The 26,010-nt window shown below is 64.1% G+C and carries 24 protein-coding genes; 13 read left to right on the forward strand and 11 right to left on the reverse strand.

What is annotated here, in order from left to right:
* Positions 1 to 6: 6 nt before the first annotated feature.
* Genes ribBA through nrdR form a run of 4 tightly spaced genes read right to left on the reverse strand, consistent with a single transcriptional unit; the run spans position 7 to position 3,434 of the window.
* The gene (gene ribBA, locus ACM6IP_RS13715; RefSeq protein ID WP_095166224.1) at positions 7 to 1,098 is read right to left on the reverse strand and encodes a bifunctional 3,4-dihydroxy-2-butanone-4-phosphate synthase/GTP cyclohydrolase II; all 1,092 of its coding nucleotides are present in this window, start codon (positions 1,096 to 1,098) and stop codon (positions 7 to 9) included.
* A 31-nt stretch (positions 1,099 to 1,129) separates the two neighbouring features.
* Entirely contained in the window at positions 1,130 to 1,795 is a 666-nt protein-coding gene (locus tag ACM6IP_RS13720) for a riboflavin synthase (RefSeq protein ID WP_414861663.1), read from the reverse strand.
* A 44-nt stretch (positions 1,796 to 1,839) separates the two neighbouring features.
* Entirely contained in the window at positions 1,840 to 2,973 is a 1,134-nt protein-coding gene (ribD, locus tag ACM6IP_RS13725; protein WP_159998155.1) for a bifunctional diaminohydroxyphosphoribosylaminopyrimidine deaminase/5-amino-6-(5-phosphoribosylamino)uracil reductase RibD, read from the reverse strand.
* Complete coding sequence (gene nrdR / locus ACM6IP_RS13730; protein ID WP_162530215.1) at positions 2,970 to 3,434, reverse strand: transcriptional regulator NrdR; 465 nt, start codon at positions 3,432 to 3,434, stop codon at positions 2,970 to 2,972. The genes ribD and nrdR overlap by 4 nt, the downstream gene beginning before the upstream one ends.
* Before the next feature lie 128 nt (positions 3,435 to 3,562).
* On the opposite strand from nrdR, the gene ACM6IP_RS13735 reads away from it, so the two are divergent.
* The 3 genes from ACM6IP_RS13735 (at position 3,563) to trxA (ending at position 5,636) form a co-directional block, all read left to right on the forward strand.
* On the forward strand, positions 3,563 to 4,027 hold the full coding sequence (locus ACM6IP_RS13735) for a YbaY family lipoprotein (RefSeq protein WP_095166615.1): 465 nt from the start codon (positions 3,563 to 3,565) through the stop codon (positions 4,025 to 4,027).
* Entirely contained in the window at positions 4,024 to 4,689 is a 666-nt protein-coding gene (locus tag ACM6IP_RS13740; RefSeq protein ID WP_159998157.1) for a class I SAM-dependent methyltransferase, read from the forward strand. Before ACM6IP_RS13735 ends, ACM6IP_RS13740 begins: the two co-directional genes overlap by 4 nt.
* 74 nt (positions 4,690 to 4,763) lie before the next feature.
* The gene (gene trxA, locus ACM6IP_RS13745; protein ID WP_414861664.1) at positions 4,764 to 5,636 is read left to right on the forward strand and encodes a thioredoxin; all 873 of its coding nucleotides are present in this window, start codon (positions 4,764 to 4,766) and stop codon (positions 5,634 to 5,636) included.
* A 55-nt stretch (positions 5,637 to 5,691) separates the two neighbouring features.
* Here trxA and ACM6IP_RS13750 read toward each other — a convergent pair whose 3' ends face one another.
* A complete protein-coding gene (locus tag ACM6IP_RS13750) occupies positions 5,692 to 6,051 on the reverse strand; it encodes a hypothetical protein (protein WP_414861665.1) in 360 nt (119 codons plus the stop codon).
* Between the two features lie 133 nt (positions 6,052 to 6,184).
* Between ACM6IP_RS13750 and ACM6IP_RS13755 the strand changes: the two genes are divergently transcribed.
* The 5 genes from ACM6IP_RS13755 to ACM6IP_RS13775 all read left to right on the forward strand — a co-directional run bounded on the left by ACM6IP_RS13755 (position 6,185) and on the right by ACM6IP_RS13775 (position 10,303).
* A complete protein-coding gene (locus tag ACM6IP_RS13755; RefSeq protein WP_414861666.1) occupies positions 6,185 to 6,784 on the forward strand; it encodes a DUF2796 domain-containing protein in 600 nt (199 codons plus the stop codon).
* A gap of 130 nt (positions 6,785 to 6,914) precedes the next feature.
* Positions 6,915 to 7,625: an ABC transporter ATP-binding protein gene (locus ACM6IP_RS13760; protein ID WP_414861667.1), complete on the forward strand. Its 711-nt coding sequence runs from the start codon at positions 6,915 to 6,917 to the stop codon at positions 7,623 to 7,625.
* A 1-nt stretch (position 7,626) separates the two neighbouring features.
* Positions 7,627 to 8,892 carry an ABC transporter permease gene (locus ACM6IP_RS13765; RefSeq protein WP_095166209.1) on the forward strand — a complete coding sequence of 422 codons (1,266 nt, stop codon included), beginning with the start codon at positions 7,627 to 7,629 and terminating at the stop codon, positions 8,890 to 8,892.
* Between the two features lie 9 nt (positions 8,893 to 8,901).
* Positions 8,902 to 9,420 carry a DUF3299 domain-containing protein gene (locus tag ACM6IP_RS13770; RefSeq protein ID WP_095166207.1) on the forward strand — a complete coding sequence of 173 codons (519 nt, stop codon included), beginning with the start codon at positions 8,902 to 8,904 and terminating at the stop codon, positions 9,418 to 9,420.
* A gap of 184 nt (positions 9,421 to 9,604) precedes the next feature.
* Entirely contained in the window at positions 9,605 to 10,303 is a 699-nt protein-coding gene (locus ACM6IP_RS13775) for an OmpW/AlkL family protein (RefSeq protein WP_095166205.1), read from the forward strand.
* A gap of 60 nt (positions 10,304 to 10,363) precedes the next feature.
* On the opposite strand, the gene ACM6IP_RS13780 is transcribed toward ACM6IP_RS13775, so the two are convergent.
* Together ACM6IP_RS13780 and ACM6IP_RS13785 are read right to left on the reverse strand one after the other, a co-directional pair.
* On the reverse strand, positions 10,364 to 11,293 hold the full coding sequence (locus ACM6IP_RS13780; RefSeq protein ID WP_414861668.1) for an NAD-dependent epimerase/dehydratase family protein: 930 nt from the start codon (positions 11,291 to 11,293) through the stop codon (positions 10,364 to 10,366).
* Positions 11,286 to 12,170, reverse strand: coding sequence for a sugar nucleotide-binding protein (locus ACM6IP_RS13785; protein WP_095166201.1), 885 nt, complete (start codon positions 12,168 to 12,170; stop codon positions 11,286 to 11,288). The genes ACM6IP_RS13780 and ACM6IP_RS13785 overlap by 8 nt, the downstream gene beginning before the upstream one ends.
* 221 nt (positions 12,171 to 12,391) lie before the next feature.
* On the opposite strand from ACM6IP_RS13785, the gene ACM6IP_RS13790 reads away from it, so the two are divergent.
* Positions 12,392 to 16,738 (forward strand): DEAD/DEAH box helicase, encoded by a 4,347-nt coding sequence (locus ACM6IP_RS13790; RefSeq protein WP_414861669.1) that lies wholly within the window; start codon positions 12,392 to 12,394, stop codon positions 16,736 to 16,738.
* Here the strand turns inward: ACM6IP_RS13790 and ACM6IP_RS13795 are convergent.
* A complete protein-coding gene (locus ACM6IP_RS13795) occupies positions 16,735 to 18,879 on the reverse strand; it encodes a mechanosensitive ion channel family protein (RefSeq protein ID WP_159998173.1) in 2,145 nt (714 codons plus the stop codon). The genes ACM6IP_RS13790 and ACM6IP_RS13795 overlap by 4 nt on opposite strands.
* A gap of 203 nt (positions 18,880 to 19,082) precedes the next feature.
* Here ACM6IP_RS13795 and ACM6IP_RS13800 point away from each other — a divergent pair, with 203 nt between their 5' ends.
* From ACM6IP_RS13800 to ACM6IP_RS13810, 3 genes are read left to right on the forward strand one after another with little or no spacing between them, the layout of a single operon-like run.
* On the forward strand, positions 19,083 to 19,892 hold the full coding sequence (locus ACM6IP_RS13800; RefSeq protein ID WP_095166195.1) for an endonuclease/exonuclease/phosphatase family protein: 810 nt from the start codon (positions 19,083 to 19,085) through the stop codon (positions 19,890 to 19,892).
* Positions 19,889 to 21,196 carry a cardiolipin synthase ClsB gene (gene clsB, locus ACM6IP_RS13805; protein ID WP_414861670.1) on the forward strand — a complete coding sequence of 436 codons (1,308 nt, stop codon included), beginning with the start codon at positions 19,889 to 19,891 and terminating at the stop codon, positions 21,194 to 21,196. The genes ACM6IP_RS13800 and clsB overlap by 4 nt, the downstream gene beginning before the upstream one ends.
* Positions 21,183 to 22,169 carry a lysylphosphatidylglycerol synthase domain-containing protein gene (locus ACM6IP_RS13810; RefSeq protein ID WP_414861671.1) on the forward strand — a complete coding sequence of 329 codons (987 nt, stop codon included), beginning with the start codon at positions 21,183 to 21,185 and terminating at the stop codon, positions 22,167 to 22,169. Before clsB ends, ACM6IP_RS13810 begins: the two co-directional genes overlap by 14 nt.
* 140 nt (positions 22,170 to 22,309) lie before the next feature.
* Here the strand turns inward: ACM6IP_RS13810 and ACM6IP_RS13815 are convergent, their stop codons facing one another.
* From ACM6IP_RS13815 to ACM6IP_RS13825, 3 genes are all read right to left on the reverse strand, one after another.
* Entirely contained in the window at positions 22,310 to 23,068 is a 759-nt protein-coding gene (locus tag ACM6IP_RS13815) for an alpha/beta hydrolase family protein (protein ID WP_320333117.1), read from the reverse strand.
* Positions 23,058 to 24,167, reverse strand: a complete 1,110-nt coding sequence (locus ACM6IP_RS13820; RefSeq protein WP_414861672.1) for a DUF3182 family protein — start codon at positions 24,165 to 24,167, stop codon at positions 23,058 to 23,060. Before ACM6IP_RS13820 ends, ACM6IP_RS13815 begins: the two co-directional genes overlap by 11 nt.
* Before the next feature lie 185 nt (positions 24,168 to 24,352).
* Positions 24,353 to 25,348: a GlxA family transcriptional regulator gene (locus tag ACM6IP_RS13825; protein ID WP_414861673.1), complete on the reverse strand. Its 996-nt coding sequence runs from the start codon at positions 25,346 to 25,348 to the stop codon at positions 24,353 to 24,355.
* 96 nt (positions 25,349 to 25,444) lie between these two features.
* On the opposite strand from ACM6IP_RS13825, the gene ACM6IP_RS13830 reads away from it, so the two are divergent.
* Positions 25,445 to 25,999, forward strand: a complete 555-nt coding sequence (locus ACM6IP_RS13830; RefSeq protein WP_414861674.1) for a cysteine hydrolase family protein — start codon at positions 25,445 to 25,447, stop codon at positions 25,997 to 25,999.
* Positions 26,000 to 26,010 lie beyond the last annotated feature (11 nt).

Raw genomic sequence — 26,010 nt, forward strand, 5'->3', positions numbered from 1 at the left:
CGGCCTTTATTCGGAGGGCACGTATTCTACAACTTCCAGATCGAAACCGGATATCGCATTAAATTTCATTGGCGCCGACATCAGGCGCATTTTGCGTACGCCAAGGTCGCGCAGGATCTGCGAACCGGCACCGACGATGCTGTAGGTGGTCGGTTTTTTCACCGCCGCCTGGTCAGCGGTTTCGCGGATATGCGCCAGCAACACGTCGCCATCGAGCGGGTGACCGAGCAACAGCACCACCCCGCTACCCGCCTCGGCAACCGCGGCCATGGCGGCGCGCAGGCTCCAGCGGCCCGGCTGCTTGACCATCAACAGGTCGCGCAGCGGGTCCATGTTGTGCACCCGCACCAGGGTCGGTTCTTCGGCGCACACGGTGCCCAGGGTCAGGGCCATGTGCACGTCGCCTTCCACCGAATCACGATAGGTCACCAGGTTGAATTGGCCCAGTTCGCTGTCCAGTGGCTGCTCGGCAATCCGCTGAACGGTACGTTCGTGGATCATCCGGTAGTGGATCAGGTCGGCGATGGTGCCGATCTTGATGTTGTGTTCAGCGGCAAAGGCTTCCAGTTCGGTACGACGGGACATGGTGCCGTCGTCGTTCATCACCTCGCAGATCACCCCGCTCGGCTCGAACCCGGCCATGCGCGCCAGGTCGCAGGCGGCTTCAGTGTGGCCGGCACGGGCCAGGGTGCCACCGGCCTGGGCCATCAGCGGGAAGATGTGCCCCGGGCTGACGATATCTTCAGCCTTGGCGTCCTTGGCGGCAGCGGCCTGCACGGTACGCGCACGGTCGGCGGCGGAGATGCCGGTGGTCACGCCTTCGGCGGCTTCGATCGACACAGTGAACTTGGTGCCAAAGCCGGAACCGTTGCGCGGCGCCATCAGGGGCAGCTTCAGCAGTTCGCAGCGCTCGCGACTCATCGGCATGCAGATCAGGCCACGGGCGTGCTTGGCCATGAAGTTGATGTGCTCAGCCTGGCAGCACTCGGCGGCCATGATCAGGTCGCCTTCGTTCTCGCGGTCTTCGTCATCCATAAGGATGACCATCTTGCCTTGGCGGATGTCTTCAACCAGTTCTTCGATGCTATTGAGCGCCACGCGGCACCCCCCTTCTTTCGAAATTTGAGCTTCAGGATTTGAGGTAGCCGTTGGCGGCCAGAAAGCTTTCAGTGATGGTGCCGCCGGCAATCGACTCCGCGGCCTTGTCGCCCAGCAGCAGGCGCTCCAGGTAACGGGCCAGCAGGTCCACTTCCAGGTTCACCCGGCGACCCGGCTGATATGCGGCCATGATGGTTTCGCTCAAGGTGTGCGGAATGATCGTCAGCAGAAATTCGGCGCCATCGACCGCGTTCACCGTCAGGCTGGTGCCGTCGACGGTGATCGAGCCTTTATGGGCGATGTACTTGGCCAGTTCCTTCGGGGCACGGATGCGGAACTCCACGGCCCGGGCGTTTTCGGTGCGGGCGACCACTTCGCCAACGCCGTCGACATGCCCGCTGACCAGGTGGCCACCCAGGCGGGTGGTCGGAGTCAGGGCTTTTTCCAGGTTGACCGGGCTGCCGCTCTTGAGGTCATTCATGGCGGTGCAGTCGAGGGTTTCGCGACTGACGTCCGCTGCAAAACCGTCGCCTGGCAGCTCGACGGCCGTCAGGCAGACGCCGTTGACCGCAATGCTGTCGCCCAGTTTGACATCGCTCAGGTCGAGCTTGCCGGTGGCTACGTGAACCCGTACATCTCCGCCTTTTGGGGTCAATGCACGAATACTGCCGATGGATTCGATGATGCCGGTAAACATGAAGTCCTCCTCGAGAACAAAACCTTCTTGGCCGCAGCCGGGAATTATACGCTCGCGGCCGGCACGGGAATGGCGGTGACTCGCCAGTCATCGCCAACCGCACGAATGTCAGTGATTTTCAGTGCCGGCGCATCCTTCATTTGCGTCAGTGGCCAGTCGAGCAATGGCCGCGCCGTGGAGCCGAGGAATTTTCCGGCGACAAAGATCTGGTACTCGTCCACCAGGCCTTGCTGGGCAAAGGCGCCCGCCAGCCTTGGGCCGGCTTCCACCAGCACCTCGTTGACGCCGCGGGCGGCCAGTTCGAGCAATAGCTTGCGCAGGTCGACCTGACCCTCTTCACCCGGCACGATCAGGCACTCGGGGCCGTTGGCGTACTGCTCTTCCACGGCCACGCAGGTGGCGACCAGGGCCGGGCCGGCCTTGAAGAACGGGGCATCGAGCGGCACCCGCAGGCGACCATCGATCAATACCCGCAACGGTGGACGGCTCATGGCCAGGGCGCTTTGTTCGGCGTCCAGCCCCAACTCGTCGGCGCGCACAGTCAGGCGCGCGTCGTCCGCCAGCACCGTGTCGGCCCCCGTCAAAACCACGCTGGCCTGCGCCCGCAGGCGTTGGACCGCGGAGCGCGCCGCCGGGCCGGTAATCCATTGGCTTTCGCCGCTGGCCATGGCGGTGCGCCCATCCAGGCTCATGGCCAACTTGACCCGCACGAACGGCAAGCCGTGCTCCATGCGCTTGAGGAAACCCAGGTTGAGCTGGCGCGCCTCGCCTTCGAGCACGCCGCAGGTGGTGGCGATGCCGGCCTGTTCCAGGCGCTGCAGGCCACGCCCGGCCACTTCCGGGTTGGGGTCCTGCATGGCGGCAACGACGCGCGCTACCCCCGCCGTGACCAACCCATCGGCGCACGGTGGCGTGCGGCCGTGATGGCTGCAGGGTTCGAGCGTGACGTAGGCGGTCGCGCCCCGCGCCTGCTCGCCGGCGGCGCGCAAGGCGTGGACTTCGGCATGCGGCTCGCCGGTGCGCACATGCCAGCCTTCGCCGACGACCTGCCCGTCACGCACGATCACGCAACCGACCCGCGGATTGGGGTGGGTGCTGTAGTGGCCCTTGCGTGCCAGTTCCAGCGCGCGCGCCATGTAGTGGGCGTCGAGGATCGCTTGCTCAGTGGACATCGTCATGGTTTGACCGGTTCTCGGGCCAGGCGATCGATCTCTTCGCGGAACTCGTTGAGGTCCTGGAAGCGGCGATACACCGAAGCGAAACGAATGTAGGCGACTTCATCAAGCTTCTGCAGCTCGGCCATCACCAGCTCACCGACCACCAGCGATTTGACTTCGCGCTCGCCGGTTGCCCGCAGTTTGTGCTTGATGTGCACCAGGGAGGATTCCAGGCGCTCGACGCTCACTGGACGTTTTTCCAGGGCGCGCTGCATGCCGGCGCGAAGCTTTTCTTCGTCGAACGGCTGGCGGCTGCCGTCGGTTTTGATCAGGCGCGGCAACACCAGTTCGGCGGTCTCGAACGTCGTGAAACGTTCGCCGCAGGCCAGGCATTCACGCCGGCGGCGCACCTGTTCGCCCTCGGCGACCAGACGGGAGTCGATGACCTTGGTGTCGTTGGCACCGCAGAAGGGACAGTGCATGGTGGCAGGCAACAAAAAAAGGGAGGGCCATGGTAGCGCATCCCGGTGGCAAGACAAGCCATAGGGTTTACGGTATACAGACGGGCTATAGTGCTTGATCCATGGATTTCACCTCGCTGGAGCCGCAAATGCCGCTACGACCGCTTGTTTTACTCAGTTTCGTCAGCCTGCTGGTGGCCTGTAGCAGTGATGCGCCCAAGCCCGCAGAGCCGGCATCCGGCCCCGCGCCGCAGATGGCCCAGAAGAAGGCCCAGGCGTCCGCCGACCAGGGTCCGCTGCCGGCTTACCAGCGCGAACTGAGCGGTTCGTTGCAGGGTGTGCCAGCGGGGGCCGAAGTCGAACTGGCGCTGCTGGTGGTCGACGAGCGTTCGCGGCCGCAGCAGTTGCTGGCCAGCGCCAACCTGGTCGGCAACAACCAGGCCCTGCCGTTTCACCTGCGCTTCAACCCCGAAGCCTTTCCCGCCGGCGCGCGGGTCGAGCTGCGCGGGCGCGCCAGCCAATCCGGACAACTGATCCTGCACCTGCCCTCGCAACGAATTTTCCAGCCGACTTCCCAGGCTCTGGGGCAATTGCAATTCGTCAAAGCACCATGACGGCACCGCTCGACCTGCAACACGCCCTGAGTGAACTGCTCGGCGATGCGCAACTGGTGCCCTGCCCGCTGCCGGATACCGAGCTGCAACTGTGGCTGATCGACGGCGACAACATGGACCGTGCCTTCAGCCCGGAAGAAACCCGACGGATCCTGCACGAACCGCCGTACTGGAGTTTCTGCTGGGCCAGCGGCCTGGCAGTGGCGCGTTACCTGGCCGCCCACCCACAGTGGGTCGCTGGCAAGCGGGTGCTGGATTTCGGTGCCGGTTCCGGGGTGGCGGGGATTGCGGCGGTCAAGGCCGGTGCCCTCGAAGTGGTGGCCTGCGACCTCGATCCCCTGGCACTCGCCGCCTGCCGGGCCAATGCCCGGCTCAATGGGGTTGAACTCAGCTATTCAACGGACTTTTTCGCCGAGGCCGATCGTTTCGACCTGATCCTGGTGGCTGACGTGCTGTATGACCGCGCCAACCTGCCGCTGCTCGACGCATTCCTCAGCCGAGGCCGCGAAGCCCTGGTCGCCGACTCACGGGTGCGCGACTTCTCGCATCCGCTCTACCGGCGGCTGGAGATGCTCGAGGCCATGACCTTGCCCGACCTGGCCGAGCCTGAAGAGTTTCGCCATGTGAGCCTGTACCATGCTGCCCGCTGCGTTACGGATTGACCCGGCTGCCTGCACTTTCGGCCAACCCCACCAAGCTTTATAGTTGCCCCATCCACGTTTTTTCGAGATACCCCATGAGTCAAGACACGCCGTACATCTTCGACGCCACCACCGCTGATTTCGAGCAGTCGGTGATCGAGAACTCGTTCCACAAGCCCGTGCTGGTGGATTTCTGGGCTGAATGGTGTGCACCGTGCAAGGCGCTGATGCCGATGCTGCAAACCATCGCCGAGAGTTACCAGGGCGAGTTGCTGCTGGCCAAGGTCAATTGTGATGCCGAGCCAGACGTCGTGGCACGCTTCGGCATTCGCAGCCTGCCGACCGTGGTGCTGTTCAAGGACGGCCAGCCGGTGGACGGCTTTGCCGGCGCGCAACCGGAATCCGCGGTGCGCGCACTGCTCGAACCCCATGTACAGATGCCACCGCCACCCGCGGCCGATCCGTTCGAACAGGCCCAGGGGTTGTTCGACGAAGGCCGCTTTGCCGAGGCCGAGGCCGCGCTCAAAGTGCTGCTGGGGGAAGACAACAGCCACGCCGGCGCACTGATCCTGTATGCCCGCTGCCTGACCGAACGCGGCGAGCTTGGCGAAGCCCAAGCCGTGCTGGATGCGGTCAAGAGCGATGAGCACAAGGCCGCACTGGCGGGCGCCAAGGCGCAGATCCAGTTCCTCGGCCAGGCGACGGACCTGCCGGATGTGGCCGACCTGAAAGCGCGCCTGGCACAGAATCCACAGGACGACGAAGCGGTCTATCAATTGGCAATCCAGCAACTGGCCCGCCAGCAATACGACCCCGCGCTGGACTCGCTGCTCAAGCTGTTCATCCGCAACCGCAGCTACAGCGAAGGCTTGCCGCACAAGACCCTGCTGCAGGTGTTTGAGCTGCTGGGCAACGATCACCCGCTGGTCACCACCTACCGCCGCAAGTTGTTCGCTGCGCTGTACTGATCCGCATCAAGCGCAACCCTGTAGGAGCGAGCTTGGCCGCGTGGAAAACATGCGCCTACGACGGTTCTATCCAGCTATAGAGCGGTGTATCGCCGCCGCTCAGCACCTTGACCTCGGCGCAGTGGCGCAGGCGCACCAATAGGCGCTTGCCAGCTACTGCGCTGCCGGTCAGTCCTTCCAATTGATCGAGCAGATCCGGCCCACTCAGTTGCCCGGACTTGCGCAGTAACGCCTTGGCCAACTGCCACTGGGCGTCGTCCGGATTGGCCGGTTTCGCCGCAACGCTGGCGGCGGGCTCTACACCGTCGACCTTACTCACCTGCAACTGCGCGCCAAGTTTCGCCCAATCGTCATCATCGAGCTCCAGGGTCAAGTCCACCGGCCAGTCGCCGATGCTTCCACGTATGCGCAACATTGGGCTTTCCTCAGGTTTATGACGAACATGCTCCCACGCGTCTTGCGCAACGCCAAGCATGCAGTCAAACTCCCGCCGATATTGTTATAAGATTACATAACAAAATAGTTAACTTTCGCCCCGGAGACTTTCCATGCGCCGTCTGCTCCTCGCTTTGCCGTTTGCCCTGTTGCCGCTGGCCATCGCCCAAGCGGCCGACGAACATGATCATGATCATCAACACGCCAGCCTCGGTGCCCACGAACATGGCGTCGGGCGCTTGAACGCGGCGCTGGATGGCCAAACCCTGGAACTGGAACTGGACAGCCCGGCGATGAACCTGGTGGGCTTCGAACACGCCGCCAGCACGCCGGCAGACAAGGCCAAGGTTGCCGCGGTACGGGCACAACTGGAGCAGCCGCTGGTGCTGTTCAGCCTGCCGCAGGCCGCCAACTGCGTGCTCAGCCAGCAGGAGCTGAACAGCCCGCTGTTCGGTGACAAACCGGACGCCGACGATGACCACGACCACGCAGACGCCAAGGACGCCGAGGGTCATGAACACCACCATGACCACAGCGAAATCCACGCGCATTACCAGTTCACCTGCAGCCAACCGGATGCGCTGAAGAGCCTGGACCTGGCCCAGGTGTTCAAGACCTTCCCCGCCACCCAGAAAATTCAGGTACAACTCATCAGCCCCAACGGCCAGCAAGGGGTCGAGGTGACTGCCAAGGCGGCTGCGCTTAAATTCTGAATCCACCAAAGATCCCCTGTAGGAGCGAGCCTGCTCGCGATGGAGTGTCAGATACTTTGGTATCGACTGATACACCATCGCGAGCAGGCTCGCTCCTACAGGGGTTCACCACCAACCAGACCGGTTTCACATGACCCAAGCACTCATCGAACTGACCGACCTGGGCTTCCATTGGCCCGGTCACCCGCCCTTGCTGGACATCCCGGCGTTTCGCCTGGAGGCCGGTGAAACCCTGTTTCTCAAAGGCCCCAGCGGCAGCGGCAAGACCACCCTGCTGGGCCTGCTCGGCGGCGTGCAGAAGCCCAATCGCGGCAGCATCCGTTTGCTCGGGCAAGAACTGACGGACCTCTCGGCCGGTGCCCGGGATCGTTTTCGGGTCGACCACACGGGCTACATTTTCCAGCAGTTCAACCTGCTGCCGTTTCTCTCGGTGCGCGAAAACGTCGAGTTGCCCTGCCACTTCTCCAGCGTGCGTGCCAACCGCGCGATCCAGCGTCATGGCAGCGTCGACAGCGCCGCCTCGACGCTGCTCGCGCACCTGGGGCTCAAGGATCCAGGCCTGCTTGGTCGACGGGCCGACTCCCTGTCGATTGGCCAACAGCAACGCGTCGCCGCTGCCCGCGCACTGATCGGCCAGCCGGAATTGGTGATCGCCGACGAGCCGACCTCGGCCCTCGACTACGACGCCCGCGAGGCCTTCATCCGCCTGCTGTTCGCCGAATGCCGGGAAGCCGGTTCCAGCCTGTTGTTCGTCAGCCACGACCAGAGCCTGGCGCCGCTGTTCGATCGTCACCTGTCGCTGGCCGAACTCAATCGCGCCGCCACGCCCGCAGAGGTCTGAGATGTATCTGTTCCGTCTAGCCATGGCCAGCCTGGCTAACCGCCGCTTCACCGCCATCCTCACGGCCCTCGCCATCGCCCTGTCGGTCTGCCTGCTGCTGGCCGTGGAACGCGTGCGCACCGAAGCCCGCGCCAGTTTCGCCAGCACCATCAGCGGCACGGACCTGATCGTCGGCGCCCGCTCCGGTTCGGTGAATCTGCTGCTGTACTCGGTGTTTCGTATCGGCAATGCCACCAACAACATCCGCTGGGACAGCTTCGAGCACTTCGCCAACAACCCCAAGGTGAAATGGGCAATCCCGATTTCCCTTGGCGACTCCCATCGCGGCTATCGGGTGATGGGCACCACTGACGCCTACTTCCAGCATTACCAATACGGGCGCCAGCAACACCTGCAACTGGCCAGCGGCCGGGCCTTTGCCACGGATCCGTTCGAGGTGGTACTCGGCGCGGAAGTGGCCGACGCGCTGCACTACAAACTCGGCGACCAACTGGTACTGGCCCACGGCGTGGCGGTGATCAGCCTGGTCAAGCATGACGACAAGCCCTTCACCGTGGTCGGCATCCTCAAGCGCACTGGCACCCCGGTGGACCGCACGCTGCACATCAGCCTCGGGGGCATGGAGGCGATCCATGTCGATTGGCACAACGGCGTGCCGGCGCGTGGCGATGGCCGGATCAGCGCCGACCAGGCGCGCAACATGGACCTCACGCCCCAGGCCATCACTGCGTTCATGCTCGGCCTCAACAGCAAGATCGCGACCTTCTCCCTGCAACGCGAGATCAATGAATTTCGTGGCGAACCGATGCTGGCGATCCTGCCGGGCGTGGCCTTGCAGGAACTCTGGAGCCTGATGGGCACCGCTGAAAAAGCGCTGTTCGTGGTGTCCCTGTTCGTAGTGCTGACCGGCTTGATCGGCATGCTCACGGCGATCCTCACCAGCCTCAACGAACGCCGACGGGAAATGGCGATCCTGCGTTCGGTCGGCGCCAGGCCCTGGCATATCGCCACGCTGCTGGTGCTGGAGGCCTTTGCGCTGGCGCTGTCGGGGGTGATCGCCGGCCTCGGCCTGCTGTACCTGTGCATCGCCCTGGCGCAAGGTTACGTGCAGTCCAACTACGGCCTGTTTCTGCCGTTGTCCTGGCCAAGCGAGTATGAATGGACGCTGCTCGGTGGCATCCTGCTTGCCGCGCTGCTGATGGGCAGCGTGCCTGCCTGGCGGGCCTACCGGCAATCGCTGGCCGACGGTCTGTCGATCCGTTTATGAGGACGTAAAATGCCCCGCGCTCTGCTTGCGCTGTTGATGCTGGTCGCCCTGCCACTGTGGGCGGCCGAACCCAGGGACCTGACCTGGTCGGAGATGATTCCGCCGGACGCGCCCGCCGAAGTGCCGAACATGAAACCGCTGCACGACCTGTCGCAGATGAGCGACGCCTTGTCAGCCGAGTCGGCGCCCGCCGCCCGGCAGGACCTGCCCAACGCACCAGTGGTACAGACCCTCGACGGCCAGGCCATTCGGTTGCCCGGCTACATCGTGCCGCTTGAGGTCAATGAGGCAGGGCGCACCACCGAGTTTTTGCTGGTGCCGTATTTCGGCGCCTGCATCCACGTGCCCCCACCGCCGTCGAACCAGATCGTGCATGTCAGGAGCGAGATCGGGGTCAAGCTCGAAGAGTTGTACCAGCCGTACTGGATTGAAGGCGCAATGCAGGTCAAAGCCTCCACCAGCGAACTGGCGGATGCCGGATACCAGATGGATGCCCAGAAGATCTACGTGTACGAATTGCAGGAGTGAAACTGCGAAGTTTTCATGGACTGACCTGAACTTGCGTCTACGCTCAAGCCGGCGCTGACGACGACCGCTCATCCGAGCAACGATCTTAATGCGCCATCACGCTTTCATTGAGCTGCGTCAACGTCCCAGGTCGGATCCCTCCATAAAATGGGATATAGAATTCAAATTGTCCCTTGGAGCCCCCATGCACAAGTCATTGCTTAGCGCTTCCCTCATTGCATTCGCGCTTGCAGCCCCGTCCGCCCAAGCCCACGAAGCCGGCGACATCATCGTCCGGGCCGGTGCCATCACCGTTAATCCGAAGGCCGACAGCTCCAGCGTCAAGGTCGATCGCGGCCCGCTGGCGGGTACCGATCTGGGCGGCAAGGCGACAATGAGCAGCGACACGCAATTGGGCCTGAACTTCGCGTACATGATCACCAACAACCTGGGGATCGAGCTGCTGGCGGCAACGCCGTTCGAGCATGACGTCAAACTCAAAGGCACCGCACTCCCTGCGGCCAACGGCAAGCTCGGCTCCTTGAAGCACCTGCCGCCGACCCTGAGCCTGGTGTACTACCCGCTGGATCACAAATCGGTGTTCCAACCCTACGTGGGCGCGGGCATCAACTACACCTGGATCTATGACGAGCACGTCGGCAGCCAGGCCAGCGCCAACGGCTTCGACAACTTCCGGGCGAAAAACACCTGGGGCGTGGCATGGCAGGTCGGTGCCGACTACATGCTGACCGACAACATCATGATCAACGGCCAGGTGCGCTACATCGACATCGACACCACCGGTTATGTGGATAACAACGCTGTCGCCCCAGGCACCCGCGCCAAGGTCGACATCGATGTGGACCCATGGGTCTACATGGTTGGCCTGGGCTACAAGTTCTAAGCCACACCCGCAAAAAAAAGGCGCCTCTAATCAGGCGCCTTTTTTGTTCTCGTAAAACCCCTAGCGACCCAGCAGGCGGGCCAGACCGACGCTCATTGGCGTTTGCTCGGGGAAGGTGAAGCGCTGCAGCAGGCGCTGGTTGTTCGCCCGCGAATGGCGGATATCGCCCGAACGGGCCGGGCCGTAGGTGATCGGCGGCAAGTCGCCGACCACTTCGCGCAACGCCTGGAGCATTTGCTTGAGGGTGGTGGCCTGGTTCCAGCCGACGTTGACCGCACCGACTTCCAGCGTAGGCGCTTCGATAGCCTGCACCAGCAGGTCTACCAAGTCTTCGACATAGACAAAATCACGAGTCTGCTCGCCATCGCCGAACACGGTGATCGGCAGCCCCTTGACCGCGCGCTCGCTGAAAATGCTGATCACCCCGGAGTACGGCGACGACGGATCCTGGCGCGGGCCGAAGATGTTGAAGAAGCGAAACACCGCGGGCTCCAGGCCATGCTGGCGGCGGTAGAAATCGAGGTAGTACTCACCCGCCAGCTTGTCCGAAGCGTAGGGCGTGAGCGGCGCCTTGGCGGTGTCTTCGTCGATCGACTGACCTTCGCCATTGTTGCCATAGATCGCCGCGCTCGAGGCAAACAGCACACGCTTGACCCCAGCCTGGCGCATGGCTTCACAGACGTTCAGGGTGCCAATGAAATTGCTCTGGTGCGTACGCACCGGATCGTCCACCGAGGCCTGCACGGAAGCCACGGCAGCCAGGTGCGCCACGGCACAACAACCGACCATCACCTTGGCCACCAGGGCAGCATCGGCGACGTCGCCTTCGATCAACTCGATACGTGGATCGTCCAGTTGCAGGTTGCTGCGCTTGCCGGTGGACAGGTCATCGAGCACACGCACCGAGTAACCCTTGGCAAGCAAGGCGTCGGCGAGGTGCGAGCCAATGAAACCGGCACCGCCGGTGATTAATACAGGGCCTTCAGCCATGACGATAAAACCTATCCAGTAAGCCCGGGAGCGCGGCACGCCAGGCGCGCGGCTTGATCCCGAAGGTGTGCAGAATTTTCTTGCAGGCCAGGACCGCGTGTTGCGGTTCTTCGGCGGCATCCGGACGCGCGGCATGGGCCTGCGCGGTCGGTGCTTCGATGGCCAGCGGATGCAGGCTGCGGGCCTCGGTCAAAATGGCCTGGCCCAGCGCCAGCGGCGTGGTCGCCTCGTGTCCGGCGTAGTGATAGGTGCCCCACAGCGGCGCCGCGCAATCGAGTTGCTTGAGCACCGAAATGATCACCCGTGCGGCGTCGTCCACCGGGGTTGGGTTGCCCCGTCGGTCATCGGCCATCAGCAGCTCTTCAGGCTGTTCGGCACGTGCCAGGAAGCGTCCCAGTGCGCCATCGGCACTGTCATCGAGTAACCAGCCGAACCGCAGCATCACGTGTTGCGGGCAGGTTGCGCGCACGCTCTGCTCGATGCGCCACAACGCCTGGCCACGCAGGCCCAGTGGCACCGGTTCGTCCTTTTCACTGTAGGCAGTGGCCCGCGAGCCATCGAACACTCGATAGCTGGAAGGCTGGAGCAGGACGATGTTGTGGTGCTGGCACAATTCCGCCAGGCGCTCGACCGCACGCTCCTGCCCGGCCAGGCGCGCCTCGGGCACCTGCTCGGCCTGGAACCAGTCGAAGTAGTAGGCGAGGTTGATCAGCGCGTCCGGGCGAGTGTCGTCGAGCAGTTGGGTCAGGCTCGCGGCATCCCAGCCGTCTTGCGGTGGACGGGGGGCGAGGAAACCGATGTCTTCCTCCGCACCGAGGCGAATCAGCGCCTGCCCAAGGGCATTTCCGCCACCCAGTAACATAAGGCGCATTCGCATAGAGTCAGCAGGCCCAGTCTGTTTGAAACGATGAGTGTAGCGACAGCGCCCGCAGGCGTTGTCGTTGAGAGTTGCCGGAATCGTTACATTTTGCGGGTTTAATACGCAACCGTCACTTATAAACTGCCAACCGCAGCCTTTGCAGTCGCAGCCAGGGGCAGCGCTGGGCCGCACTGCGCGCGCACTTGCAACTTGGGCCGGGCCGTCGCATAACTGAGCCCATGAATCTCCCCGAGTCCGCCGACAGCGTCCTCGACGGCTTTCACCCCGCCGTCAGCGCCTGGTTCAGCAGCACCTTCGCGACGGTCACTGCCGCCCAGGCGCGCGCGTGGCCCTTGATCCGCCAGCGCCGCTCGACCCTGATTGCCGCGCCCACCGGCTCCGGCAAGACCCTCACCGCGTTTCTGGCAGTCATCGACGACCTGGTCCGGCAAGGCCTGGCCCTGGGCGGCGAGTTGCCTGACGAAACCCGGGTGGTCTACGTCTCGCCCCTCAAGGCGCTGTCCAACGACATCCAGCTCAACCTGCAGACCCCGCTGGCCGGCATCACTGCGCAACTGCAACAGCAGGGACTGCCTGAATTGCAGATCAGTACCGCGGTGCGCACCGGCGATACCCCGCAAAAGGAGCGCACGGCGATGCGTAAAAGCGCGCCGCACATTCTGGTGACCACCCCGGAATCGCTCTACGTGCTGCTCGGCTCCGACTCGGGCCGACGAATGCTCGCCAGCACCCGCACGGTGATCGTCGATGAAATCCACGCCATGGCCGCCAGCAAGCGCGGCAGCCACCTGGCCCTGAGCCTGGAGCGCTTGCAGGCGTTGTGCCGCGAGCCGCTGCTGCGCATCGGCCTGTCTGCCACGCAAAAGCCCATCGACGCGGTGTCGCGGTTCCTGGTGGGCACTGGACGCCCCTGTGACATCGTCGACATCGGCCACGCCCGCCCCCGGGACCTGGACATCGAAGTGCCGCCCGTGCCGTTGTCGGCAGTGATGGCCAACGATGTCTGGGAGCTGGTCTATGAGCGCATCGCCACCCTCGCCCGCGAGCACCGCACCACCCTGGTCTTCGTCAACACCCGGCGCCTGGCCGAACGCTTGAGCCGCCACCTCAGCGAACGCCTGGGCAAGCACGCGGTGGCCGCGCACCACGGCAGCCTGGCCAAGGAGTTTCGCCTGGATGCCGAGCAACGACTCAAGCGCGGCGAGCTGCAGGTGCTGATCGCCACTGCGTCGCTGGAACTGGGGATCGACATCGGCGACGTCGAACTGGTCTGCCAGATCGCCTCGCCGCGCTCGATTGCCGGGTTCCTGCAACGGGTCGGCCGCTCCGGGCACCAGGTTGGCGGCACGCCCAAGGGGCGCCTGTTCGCCACCACCCGCGACGACCTGATCGAATGCGCCGCCCTGCTCGACTGCGTGCGCCGGGGCGAGCTCGATAGCCTGCTGATCCCCGTCGCGCCGCTGGACGTACTCGCCCAGCAGATCATCGCCGAAGTCAGTTGCCAGGAATGGCCGGAGCAGGCGCTGTTCGACACCCTGCGCCGCGCCTCACCCTACGCCGCGCTGGACCAGGCCCATTACCAGGCCGTGCTGAAGATGCTTGCCGAAGGCTACAACGGTCGCCAAGGCATCCGCAGTGCGTACTTGCACCGCGACGCCGTCAGCGGTTCCTTGCGCGGCCGCCGCGGGGCCCGGCTGACCGCCGTGACCAGCGGCGGGACGATTCCCGACAACGCCGACTACAGCGTGTTGCTGGAGCCCCAGGGGCTGAACATCGGCAGCGTCAACGAAGACTTCGCGGTGGAGAGTATCGCCGGCGATGTCTTCCAATTGGGCAACAGCTCCTACCGGATCCTGCGGGTCGAAACCGGCAAGGTGCGGGTCGAGGACGCCCAGGGCCAACCGCCCACCATCCCGTTCTGGCTGGGCGAAGCACCGGGGCGCAGCGCCGAGTTGTCCTACGCCGTGGCGCGCCTGCACGCCCAGCTCGACCAACTGCTGGGCGCCACGCCCGGCGACTTGCAACCGAGCCTGGCCTGGCTGACCGCGACCCTTGGCCTGAACCTGGCCTGCGCCGAACAACTGGTGGACTACCTGGCCCCCGCGCGCCTGGCCCTCGGCGCCCTGCCGTCCCAGGACACGCTGCTGATGGAGCGCTTTTTCGATGAGTCCGGCGGCACCCAACTGATCATCCACACGCCCTTCGGCAGCCGCATCAACCGCGCCTGGGGCCTGGCCTTGCGCAAGCGCTTCTGCCGCACCTTCAACTTCGAATTGCAGGCCGCCGCCAGCGAGGACGCCATCGTCCTGTCGCTGTCCACCAGCCACAGTTTTGAACTGCAGGACGTCTGGCGTTACCTGCACAGCAACAGCGCCGAGCAGATCCTCGTCCAGGCAGTGCTCGACGCCCCGCTGTTCGGCGTGCGCTGGCGCTGGAATGCCGGCGTGGCCCTGGCGCTGCCGCGCTACAGCGGTGGCCGCAAGGTGGCGCCGCAGATCCAGCGGATGAAAAGTGAAGACTTGATCGCCAGCGTGTTTCCCGACCAGATCGCCTGCCTGGAAAACCTCGCCGGTGAACGGGAAATTCCCGATCACCCACTGGTTGAGCAAACCCTCGACGACTGCCTGCACGAAGCCATGGACTGCAACGGCTGGCTGGCCTTGTTGCGGCGCATGGAGCAGGGCGAACTGCGGTTGATCAGTCGCGACCTACCCGCCCCTTCGCCCCTGGCGGCGGAAATACTCAACGCCCGGCCCTACACCTTTCTTGACGATGCGCCTCTGGAGGAACGTCGCACGCAAGCGGTGCTCAGCCGTCGCTGGAGCGATCCGCAGGCGACCGATGACCTCGGCGCCCTGGACCCGCAGGCGATCGAGTCGGTGCGCGAAGAGGCCTGGCCGCAACCCGCCAGCGTCGATGAAATGCATGAAGCGCTGATGAGCCTGGGAGCCATCACCGACAACGAGGTGCAGCAGAACGATCGATGGCTGCCGTGGCTACGGGAGCTGGCCGAGCAAGGCCGCGCCAGCCGCCTGGCCATCGATGCCGAACATGGCCTGTGGCTGGCGCTGGAGCGCCTGAGCTGCCTGCAAGGAGTTTATCCACAGGCGCTGCTGCAACCGCCGCTCCATCCGCTACCAGGCTTTGACCAGCTGTGGGCACCTGATGAGGCGCTGGTGGAGCTGCTCCGCGCCCGGCTCAGCGCCTTCGGCCCACTGCCCCTGAGTGAGATTGCCGCCGCCCTGGGGCTGATGCCGCTGTTGGTCGAGCAAGGCCTGGCCCAACTGGAGCGCGACGGTTACGTATTGCGTGGGCGCTTCAGCCCAGGCGCGACGCAGGAACAGTGGTGCGAGCGGCATTTACTGGCGCGGATCCATCGCTACACGGTCAAGCGCCTGCGCCGGGAAATCGAACCGGTGGCCCTGCAGGACTTCATGCGATTTCTGTTTGACTGGCAGCACCTGTCCGCGACAACCCAAGGCCAGGGCAACGCCATGTTGTCGGTGATCGTCGCGCAGTTCGAAGGCTACCCGGCGGCGGCTTCGGCCTGGGACAGTGATCTGTTGCCGGCGCGACTCAAAGGCTACTCGGCCACCTGGCTGGATGAACTGTGCCGCAGCGGCAAGCTGGTCTGGACGCGCTTGAGTGCGCGCCACAAGACCGCCAGCGTGGCCCTGCGCAGCACGCCGATCGTGTTGTTGCCCAGGGCGCAAGCGGCACTCTGGAGCAGCTTGACCGAACAGGCACAGGTCGAGGATTTGTCGCCCAAGACCCAGAAAGTCCATCAGGCCCTGAGCCAACACGGCGCGCTGTTTTTTGATGAGTTGCTGCACGAGGCGCACCTGCTGCGCAGTGAACTGGAGATCGCCTTGCAGGAGTTGGTCGGCGCCGGCCTGGTGAATGCCGACAGCTTTGCCGGCCTGCGCGCACTGATCACCCCGGCGAGCAAACGCCAGGCCCGCAGCAGCCGACGCGGGCGCGGGCCCCTGGTCGGTGGGATGGACGATGCCGGACGCTGGGCCCTGCTGCGTCGCACAGCCGCCCCCGTCAGCGATGCCCCGCGCGGCACACCCGCAGGCACCCTTGAACACATCGCCATGACCTTGCTGCGCCGCTACGGCGTGGTGTTCTGGCGCTTGCTGGAGCGCGAAGCGGACTGGCTGCCCAGTTGGCGGGAATTGCTGCGCACCTTTCATCGCCTGGAGGCACGCGGGGAGATCCGCGGCGGACGTTTTGTCAGTGGCCTGGCCGGCGAGCAGTTCGCCCTGCCCGAAGCCATCCCGCTGTTGCGCGAAGTGCGCCGCCGCCCCCATGACGGCAGCCTGGTCAGCGTCTGTGGGGTTGATCCGCTGAACCTGGTCGGCACCTTGCTGCCGGGGCAGAAAGTCCCGGCCCTGGCCAGCAATCGACTGGTGTACCGCGACGGCTTGCCGGCGGCGGCCGAGATCGCCGGCGTACAGCATTTCTGGCTGCAACTGGACCCGCAACAACGCAGCGCGCTGCAGCAGAAGCTGACCCAGTACCGGCTCGCGCCAGTCGCCGACCCTGGTCTGCCGAGCGCTTAAGAACTGTGGCTCGGATTGGGCATCAGCAGCGCTGAGTTGTCCTTGGCGGCGACCGCCTCCTCATGCTTGTCTTCGGGTCGGTCCAGGTGTCGCTCATGCAGCAGCACCTGCTGTGGATAAGTCTGCGCGAAATGCACCCATGGGCTGTTATCCACAAGCTTTTTCAAGCGCAGGTTGAACGCCCGGTTCACCGCATATTGGCCGCCGGAGACCGTGCGGAACTGCGCCGTCAGGATCACCCCGTTGAGGTCCATCTTGTCGACCCCGAACACTTCCAGCGGGCCTTGCAGGTTGTACTTGAGGAACGGGTCTTCGCTGATCGAACGGCCCGCGTCACGGATCAGCGCGATGGCCTGGTCGACGTCGGTGTCGTAGGTGAACTGCACCGAGAAAAACGCAAAGGCGAATTGCCGCGACTGGTTGGTGACCGCCTTGATCTGGCCGAATGGCACCGAATGCACGAAGCCCTTGCCGTCGCGCAGGCGCAGGGTCCGGATGGTCAGGCCCTCCACCGTGCCGGCATGCCCCGAGTCGAGCACCACCCAGTCGCCGATCGACAGGGTGTCTTCGATGATGATGAACAGCCCGGTGATCACATCCTGCACCAGTTGCTGCGAACCAAAACCGATCGCCAGCCCCACCACCCCGGCACCGGCCAGGAACGGTGCGACGTTGATCCCAAGGTTGGCCATGGTGGTGATTGCGCAGATCACCACCAGGATGATTTTCATCGCGTTGCGCAGCAACGGCAGGATGGTTTTGATCCGGGTACTGGGCTGGCGCGCATTGCGCTTGTTGACCGGCGGCTTCAAGGCTTCCTGAATGGCCGTGTCGAGTACCACCCACACCAGCCAGGTCACCAGGAAGATCAGGCCGATGCGGCTCAACGAATCGCTGATCGCCCGGCCAATCGCGTTGCTGACCGCGAACTCGAACAACGATACGCCCCAGATCCGCCCCAGGATGTCGATGAAGGCGATGGCCATGACAATCCGCAGCAAGGCGTGGGACAGGCTCAGGAAACGCTCCTTGTAGGCACCGCTGCGCTGCACCGCCAGCGCGCTGCGGGACTTGAACAGGTGTTGCAGCATGGTGCTGATAAACACCGTGGCAATCAGCAGCAAGGTGGTGAACAAGGCACAGCGCAGGACCTTCTGATTGTCATCGCCGATGCCGATCAGGTTGATCAGCGACACCAGCACCATCAACAGGATCGGCCAGTACCAGACCCCGGAAAAGATCCGCAGGGTCTCGCGCAATGCCGGTTGTTTCTGGCGCTGGGCCAGCGGCAGGATGCGGATCAACTGACCCACCGGCCTGCGCAGGCGAATCACCAGCAGGCCGAAGATGATCGACGCCGACATGCCGGTGAACACCGCGATACTGCTGGTCAGGTTGTCCCCCAGGCGATTGGCGATCTGCGAGCTGGTCAAGGCGTCGCTCAGGGCCACCAGAAAACCCATGGCGAACAACGGCCGCGGGCTGTTCTGCAGCAGGATGCGCACTGCCTGGCGCTTGTGCCCGACGTTGAACAGCACCACCAGCGACAGCAACAGCGAGGCGACAAAGATCCCGGCGCTGGTGGCGTAGGCCAGGCTCAAGGCCAGTGCGCGGCCTGCCGATGCGGGCAGGAAATGACTGAGGTAGAGGGTCAGGGGCAAGCTGATCAAAGCGGGCAGCGTGTAGGGCAGCAGGTAACCGAGCAACGCCTGACCACGCTCACGGGTGAGCAACAGGCGATGCCGTGCCAGGCGTCGGGCCAGCAGGCCACCGAGTAACCAGAGCAGCGCAAACACCCCGCCCCATACCACGCTCAGCAGGAGGAAATCGCCGACCACGCTCCAACTCGAACGCGGCGAAGGCTGATTGACCAGTTGGTCCACCTCGTCCACCGCGCGGTCCGCGCGCAGGCGCCAGGCTTGTACCAGGTGCTCGTTAAGATCGAGCTTTTCCTGGACGTCATCGATGCTCGAACTGATGGCGCCCAGCAGGCCGCCCTGCACCAGCGGTTCGGGTTTGGACGCTGCGGCCGGCTCTTTACCGGTAACCGCCGCAATGGCCGGTAGCGCATTCGCCTGCAAGGCAGGACTGGCGCAACACAACAGTAGCGCGAGCCAGATCGCGGTTTTGATTGGAGACAAAACGCGGTGCTCCTTTTTGACCAGGTGATGTGTGCAGAAGATCGCAGCCTTGAGCGATCGCTACAAGCGTAGATCGGCAAAACCCCATGAAGGTTTCACTGCCCAGGCGTTTGACCGCCTGTAACGCCGTCGAAACTTTCCGCCCTGGCCCACAGTCATCAACAAACAGGGGGCAGCCCGACGATCATCAGGCGGGATCACACATGGCGGCGTTTGACACCAGCGGCGAGCAGGCCGAGCAACCCGATGCAGCGAGTGCAAGCCGCACCGCGGTACGCCGTTTTACCGTGCTCACGGTCAATACCCACAAGGGCTTCGCCGCCCTCAATCGGCGCTTCATCCTGCCCGAACTGCGTGAAGCGGTGCGCAGTGTCGGCGCCGACGTGGTGTTCCTGCAGGAAGTGCACGGCGCCCATGAGCACCATCCCCGGCGCTACAGCAACTGGCCCAGCATGCCCCAGTACGAATTCCTCGCCGACAGCCTCTGGCCGCAATTCGCCTATGGGCGCAACGCGGTGTATCCGGCAGGCGACCACGGTAACGCGCTGCTGTCGAAATTCCAGATCATCCGTCACGACAACCTCGACGTCTCCATCAGCGGCCATGAAAGCCGTGGCGTGCTGCATTGCGTGTTACGCCTGCCCGGTGACGGCCAGCAGGTGCATGCCATGTGCGTGCACCTGGGCTTGCATCAGGCCCATCGCGATGAACAACTGCAACTGCTGATCAAGCGCCTGCAAGAGTTACCAGCCGACGCCAGGGTGATAGTCGCCGGCGACTTCAATGACTGGCGCCAGCGCGCCGACGATCTGCTCAATCCGTTGGGCCTGCGCGAGGTGTTCCGCGAGCACCATGGCCAGCCGGCGCGCAGTTTCCCGGCCCGCCTGCCCCTCCTGCGCCTGGACCGCATCTACGTGCGCAACCTCAAGGCCCATCGCCCGCAGGTGCTGGCGGCGCGGCCCTGGTCGCACCTTTCCGATCACGTTCCGCTGTCGGTGGAGATTGAGCTATGAGCAGCGCCCCGCTGGAAAAAAACCTGCTCGAACCCCAGGCCTCCGCCGCCGAATCGACCACGGCCAGACGCGCGCTCGTCGACCTCGATTATGGCTGGCACGGCAACAACTGCGTGGTCTTGCTGGAAAATGGCGAGGCCTACTTTCCCAAGGTGTTCGAGGCTCTGCGCCAGGCCAAGAGCGAAATTCTGCTGGAGACCTTCATTCTGTTCGAGGACAAGGTCGGCAGCGAGCTGCAGCAAATTCTGATCGAGGCGGCGCAACGTGGCGTGCGGGTCACCGTCAGCCTCGATGGTTTTGGTTGCGGTGAACTGGCCAGCGAATTCCTCCTGGCGATGTGTGATGCCGGCGTGCACTTGCAGATGTTCGACCCGGCCCCACGGCGCCTGGGCATCCGTACCAACTGGTTCCGCCGCCTGCATCGCAAGATCGTGGTGGTGGACGGCAGCATCGCCTTTGTCGGCGGCATCAACTTCAGCGCCGATCACCTGGCCGACTTCGGCCCCCAGGCCAAGCAGGATTATGCGGTGCAGGTAGAGGGGCCGGCGGTGGTCGACATCCATCACTTCGCCCTGCTGCAAAGCGGCCGCCATGCCCGGGCGCGCTCTGGCTGGCTGCGGCGCAAGCACCGGCGCAGCGAGCTGGCGTTCAGCGATCACGATGGCCAGGTGCGCCTGGTCTACCGCGACAACCGCGACCACCCCCGGGACATCGAAGACGTGTACCTGCAGGTGCTGCGCAGCGCCCAACGCCGGGTGATCATCGCCAACGCCTACTTTTTCCCCGGCTACCGCCTGCTGCGCGAAATTCGCAACGCCGCCCGCCGAGGGGTCGAGGTGCGGCTGATCCTGCAGGGGCAACCGGACATGTTGGTGGCCAAGCTGGCGGCCCGCCTGACCTATGACTACCTGCAGCAATCGGGGGTGAAGATCTATGAATACTGCGACCGCCCACTGCACGGCAAAGTCGCCCTGGTGGATGAGGACTGGAGCACGGTCGGCTCGAGCAACCTCGACCCCTTGAGCCTGTCGTTGAACCTGGAAGCCAACGTGCTGATTCGCGACCGGGCATTCAACCGCGAGCTGTGCGAGCGCCTCGACGAACTGAGCGACCATCACTGTAAGGTCATGCCGGCCAACCAGCGCCCCCGGGGATTGCTGTGGCGCATGACCATTGGCTTCCTGGTGTTCCACTGCCTGCGGCACTTCCCCGCCTGGGCCGGTTGGCTGCCGGCGCACAAACCGCGCCTGCAGCCTTTCACGCCAGCAGCTCAGGTGCAGGATGACGCCCATGAATCGCGCTGAAAGCCAAGACGCCCCCGCCGTTGCCGAGCATCCGCCGTCCCGTTGGCGGCGCCTGAAAAAGCCGCTGACGGCGCTGTTTTTCCTGCTGCTGATTGTGTTGTTCTCCCTGCTCGCCCACCGCATCGATTGGAGCGAAGTGTTCGACACCCTGCAGGACTTCAAGGTGCGGACCCTGATCATCGCCTCGACGATTACCGTGCTGAGTTTTCTCACCTATGCCTGCTTCGACCTGATCGGCCGCACCTACATCGGGCAAAACCTGACATGGCGACAAATCCTGCCGGTGGGGGTGATCAGCTACGCGTTCAACCTCAACCTGAGTGCCTGGGTCGGCGGTATCGCCATGCGTTATCGCCTGTATTCGCGACTGGGGGTCAGCAAGGGCAACATCGCCAAGATCCTCGGCCTGAGCCTGGCCACCAATTGGTTTGGCTACATGCTGGTGGCCGGGGCGATCTTCAGCAGTGGCCTGGTGCACATGCCACCGGGCTGGAAGCTCAGCAGCGCGGCCTTGCAGGGCGTGGGCCTGCTGTTGCTGCTGGTGAGTGCCGGCTACCTGGCGGCGTGCCGCTTTTCCAGCCGTCGTGAATGGTCGATTCGTGGGGTTGAGATCAACCTGCCGTCACTGCGCATGGCGATGCTGCAACTGGCTCTGGGAGCATTGAACTGGTCGCTGATGGCGGCGGTGATTTTTACTTTGCTGCCGAGCAAACTCGACTATCCGCTGGTGCTTGGGGTGCTGTTGATCAGTGCCATCGCCGGGGTAATCACCCATATTCCGGCCGGGCTTGGGGTACTGGAGGCGGTGTTTGTCGCCCTGCTGCAACACCAGGCCTCTCGCGGCAGCCTGGTCGCCGGATTGCTGGCCTATCGGGCGATCTACTTCCTGTTGCCGCTGTTGATCACCGTGGCCATGTACCTGGTGGTGGAAGCCAAGGCCAAGGCGCTGCGGATCGAGAAAAAACCCTCCTGAACGCCCACTTTCACTGTAGGAGCGAGCGCCCGCTTGCGGCCTGCTCGCGATGGTCGCCAACAATGAAGTGCCAAGCCTGATTCCCCGCGGTGTCCTTGCGGGCATCGCGAGCAGGCTCGCTCCCACCTCAAAAACGCCTGTCAGGTGGACTGGATGATGCTCAACCGCTCACCCACCACCATCTCGGTAATCCAGCCCACCAGGATCGAGGTGTAGGCCTGTTGCGCCACGGGCTCGCTGAGGGCGTGATCGGCGCCATCGATGATGCGGTGGGTCAGGGAGTGGGTCTGCTGGCACGCCGCGCGGTAACTCATGATGGTGGCATGGGGTACGTAATCATCGGTTTGCGACTCCACCAGCAACACATCGCCGGTAAATTGCGCGCAGGCATACAGGGCCCGATTGCTGTCGGCATGCACCAGGGTGCTGCGGTAATCAAGCAGGTCTTGCTTGTCGAGGTCGCGCTTGGGGGTGTGCCATAGCTCGTCGCGGTACAGCGCCGGCACCCGCAATGCCAGCCAGCGCACCGGGCGCAAGGTGGTGAGGATCGCCGCCAGGTAGCCACCGTAACTGGTGCCCACTACCGCCACCGCTGAAGTATCGATGGCCGGGTGGGCGAGCAGGCGGTCATAAGCGGCCAAGAGGTCCTTGAGGTTATCTTCGCGGGTCACCCGGGTCAGTGGGATGCCCGTACCGCCGGTGTGTCCACGCAAGTCGAAGGTCAGGCACACGCAGCCCAGGCCGGCAATGCCCTTGGCCCGCTCCAGGTCGCGCTCCTGGCTGCCGCCCCAGCCGTGCACAAACAACACCCCCGGGACCTTGGATTTGGGACTCAGGAAGGTCGCGCTCATGTGTTCGTCGTCGATCTCGATTTCAATGGTTTCGCTTCTAGCCGTCATAGGGTTTGACCGTCACATACTTGAGGAGAAAATCACTGTTTTCTGCCGGGCCGCGGTACACCTCGATGGCCCCGGCCGGCAAGGGCTGGTCCTGGTAAGTCTCCACCGACGACACGCGAATCGCCGACAACCCCGGCTGGTTGAGGAAACTCTGCAACGCCGCCACTTCCGCACTGCTGGCCCCGCCCATGCGCCACGACTGCTCAAGCACGCCGCTGCAACGCTGCCCCCGGGCATCGAGGCCCTGGGCGATGTCGTAGTTGCGCCGCGAGGCATAAAAGCCCGGGTAAGCCTCGTCCGCCGCGACGTCGAACACCTGAGCCTGTTCAATGGCCAGGCGCACGTCGTCGGCCAATGGCAACTTGAGCAGGTCGGCGTAATAGCCCTGGACCACCAGCAAGTCCGAACCGCCATAGACTTTTTCGCCTAGACCGTCTTCGGTCAGGTATTGCTCGCCGCAGTAACTGAGTACGGTGTCAGCAATGAAACTCTGGCCGACGCTGTGGGTGATGACCTCCTTGAGGTCCTGCTCCAGCACCACGCCACTGGCGAACAAGTCGGCAGCGTCGGGCCGGCCGAGGACCTGCCGGAACGCTGCGAGGCCGCTGATCACTTCCTGGCCGCGTCCGGCACACGCGTGTATCGGTTTCAGCCGCAGCGGGCCACGCTCGAGCAGTTGCTCGGCCGCTGGCAGGGCGTCCTCGAGGGAAAACACACTGATGCCCTCCAGCACCACCTGGCGCACTCGCTCCGCAAACAAGGGGGCCCAGCCTTCGGGCGCCTTGGCCTGCCTGTTCAATAGACCATGGGTGATGGCTTTGGTGCAGATGAACGAGTGGTCGACGTAGCCGCCCCACAGATCGTCCGGCCCTTTGACTCCCAACTGACGGGCCGCCCCACCACCGACCAGGGTCTGGGTGGGCAGCAGGTACAGGTCGCGCCCGGCATGGGTGTCCGCGTGGTAACTGCCGCCATATGGCCAGCCGAGAATCTGCGCCAGCCACTGCGCCAGCGCCCGGTTGGTCTCGACCTCGTGCTGCGGCGCCTGGGGCCGCACGGAATGGGCCACCACCAGTTTGTTGCGATTAGTCGGGGTCATGCGTCCCCCTGCCATCTGCGCTTGATGAATGTAGCTCAGGGCGGTGCAGGGATCAGGCCAACCCTGGATATTGGCGGATGCGCGGTCGATTCGCGTGCTGTGGGGGGCACGGCTGGCAACTGGCTTGTCTTATTCTGCACGACCAGCGCCAACGCTCCGGCATTTTGCACGATCGATCCACGCTGTTACCGCGCCAGTACCGCCGTTGGCGACACCCCGAATTTGCTGCGGTAATCGCTGGGCGCCAGCCCGGTGATTTTCCTGAAGGTCGCGCGAAACGCGCTGGGGTCCGTGTAGCCGACGGTCCAGGCGATATGGTCGATGGTGCCGTTGGTGAACTCGAGCATTTCCCGAGCCTTGCCCACCCGCAGGTGCTGGCAGTACTCAGTGGGTTTCAAGCCGGTAGACGTGCGGAAGCGGCGCAGGAAAGTGCGTTCCTCCAGGCCCGCCTGCTGGGCCATCACGCTCAACGAGACTTCCACCGCGCCGTTGGCTTGCAGCCAGTGCTGGACCTTGAGGATCGCCGCGTCGCCATGGCTGAGGATCGGCGCGAAGTTGCTGCCGCACTGGCTCGCGCTGTCACTGTGTTCGACCACCAGGAACCGCGCCGTGCCGGTGGCAATGCTCGGCCCGAGCAAACGGTCTACCAGGCGCAGGCCCAGTTCGGACCAGGCCATCAGGCCGGCGGTGGTGATCAAATCGCCATCATCGACGATGGGGGTGTCGGCGTTGAGCTTGACCTGGGGATAACGCTCGGCGAACTGCTTGGCCGAGGTCCAGTGAGTGGTAGCGCTACGGCCATCGAGCAGACCGCTTTCAGCCAGCAGAATCGACCCCACGCAGACCCCACCCAAGGTTGCCCCGCTTGCGTGCTGCTGGCGCAACCAACCGATCAGCGGCGCTGACGCCTGCCCTTCGCAAAAACCGCCGATCGACGGCGGTATCAGCAGCGCCACCAAGCCCGCTTCGGGGCCAGGATGGCTGTCGTAGACACGCTGCGGAGCGTGTCCGGGCTCTGCCTGCCAGTGGCTGACCCGCAACCACGGCAACTGCGCGCTCTGGTGCTCGGCGGCAATGCGATTGGCGACGCCAAACAGATCGGTCAAGCCGTGTACTGCCGCCATCTGCGCACCGGGATAGATCAGCACGCCCAACTCGGCGACTGCGCGTTCTACACCCATTGTCAGTTTTCCCCCTTCTATTGTCGGTGCGGCCAATCCTCGTAGCGTCCGTGCGCGGCAATACTGGCGCCCACACCCACTCCAGAGGAAACACCCATGGCCAAGCAAGCACTCATCGTAGTCGATATCCAGAATGACTACTTCCCCCAGGGTAAATGGCCGTTGGTCGGCGCCGATGCCGCTGCCGACAACGCGGTAAGACTGCTCCAGGCGTTCCGCGAAGCCGGCCACCCGGTGGTGCACATCCGCCACGAGTTCACTTCCAGTGACGCCCCGTTCTTCACCCCCGGCTCCGATGGCGCCAAGTTGCACCCCAAGGTGCTGAATCGCAGCGACGAGCCGGTGGTGCTCAAGCACTTCGTCAACTCGTTCCGCGAAACCGAACTACAGTCAATCCTCGACCAGCAAGGCATCGATAGCCTGGTGGTGGTCGGCAGCATGAGCCACATGTGCATCGACGGCATCACGCGCGCTGCGGCGGACCTTGGCTACAACGTCACGGTGATCCACGACGCCTGCGCGTCCCGCGACCTGGAATTCAACGGCCAGGTGGTACCCGCCGCCCAGGTGCACGCCGCCTTCATGTCGGCCCTGGGTTTTGCCTACGCCAGCGTGGTGTCCACCGCAGAGTTCCTGGCGGCACAGCCCTAAGCCTCATTCCC

Source organism: Pseudomonas sp. IT-P176, assembly GCF_949767245.1.
GTDB lineage: Bacteria > Pseudomonadota > Gammaproteobacteria > Pseudomonadales > Pseudomonadaceae > Aquipseudomonas.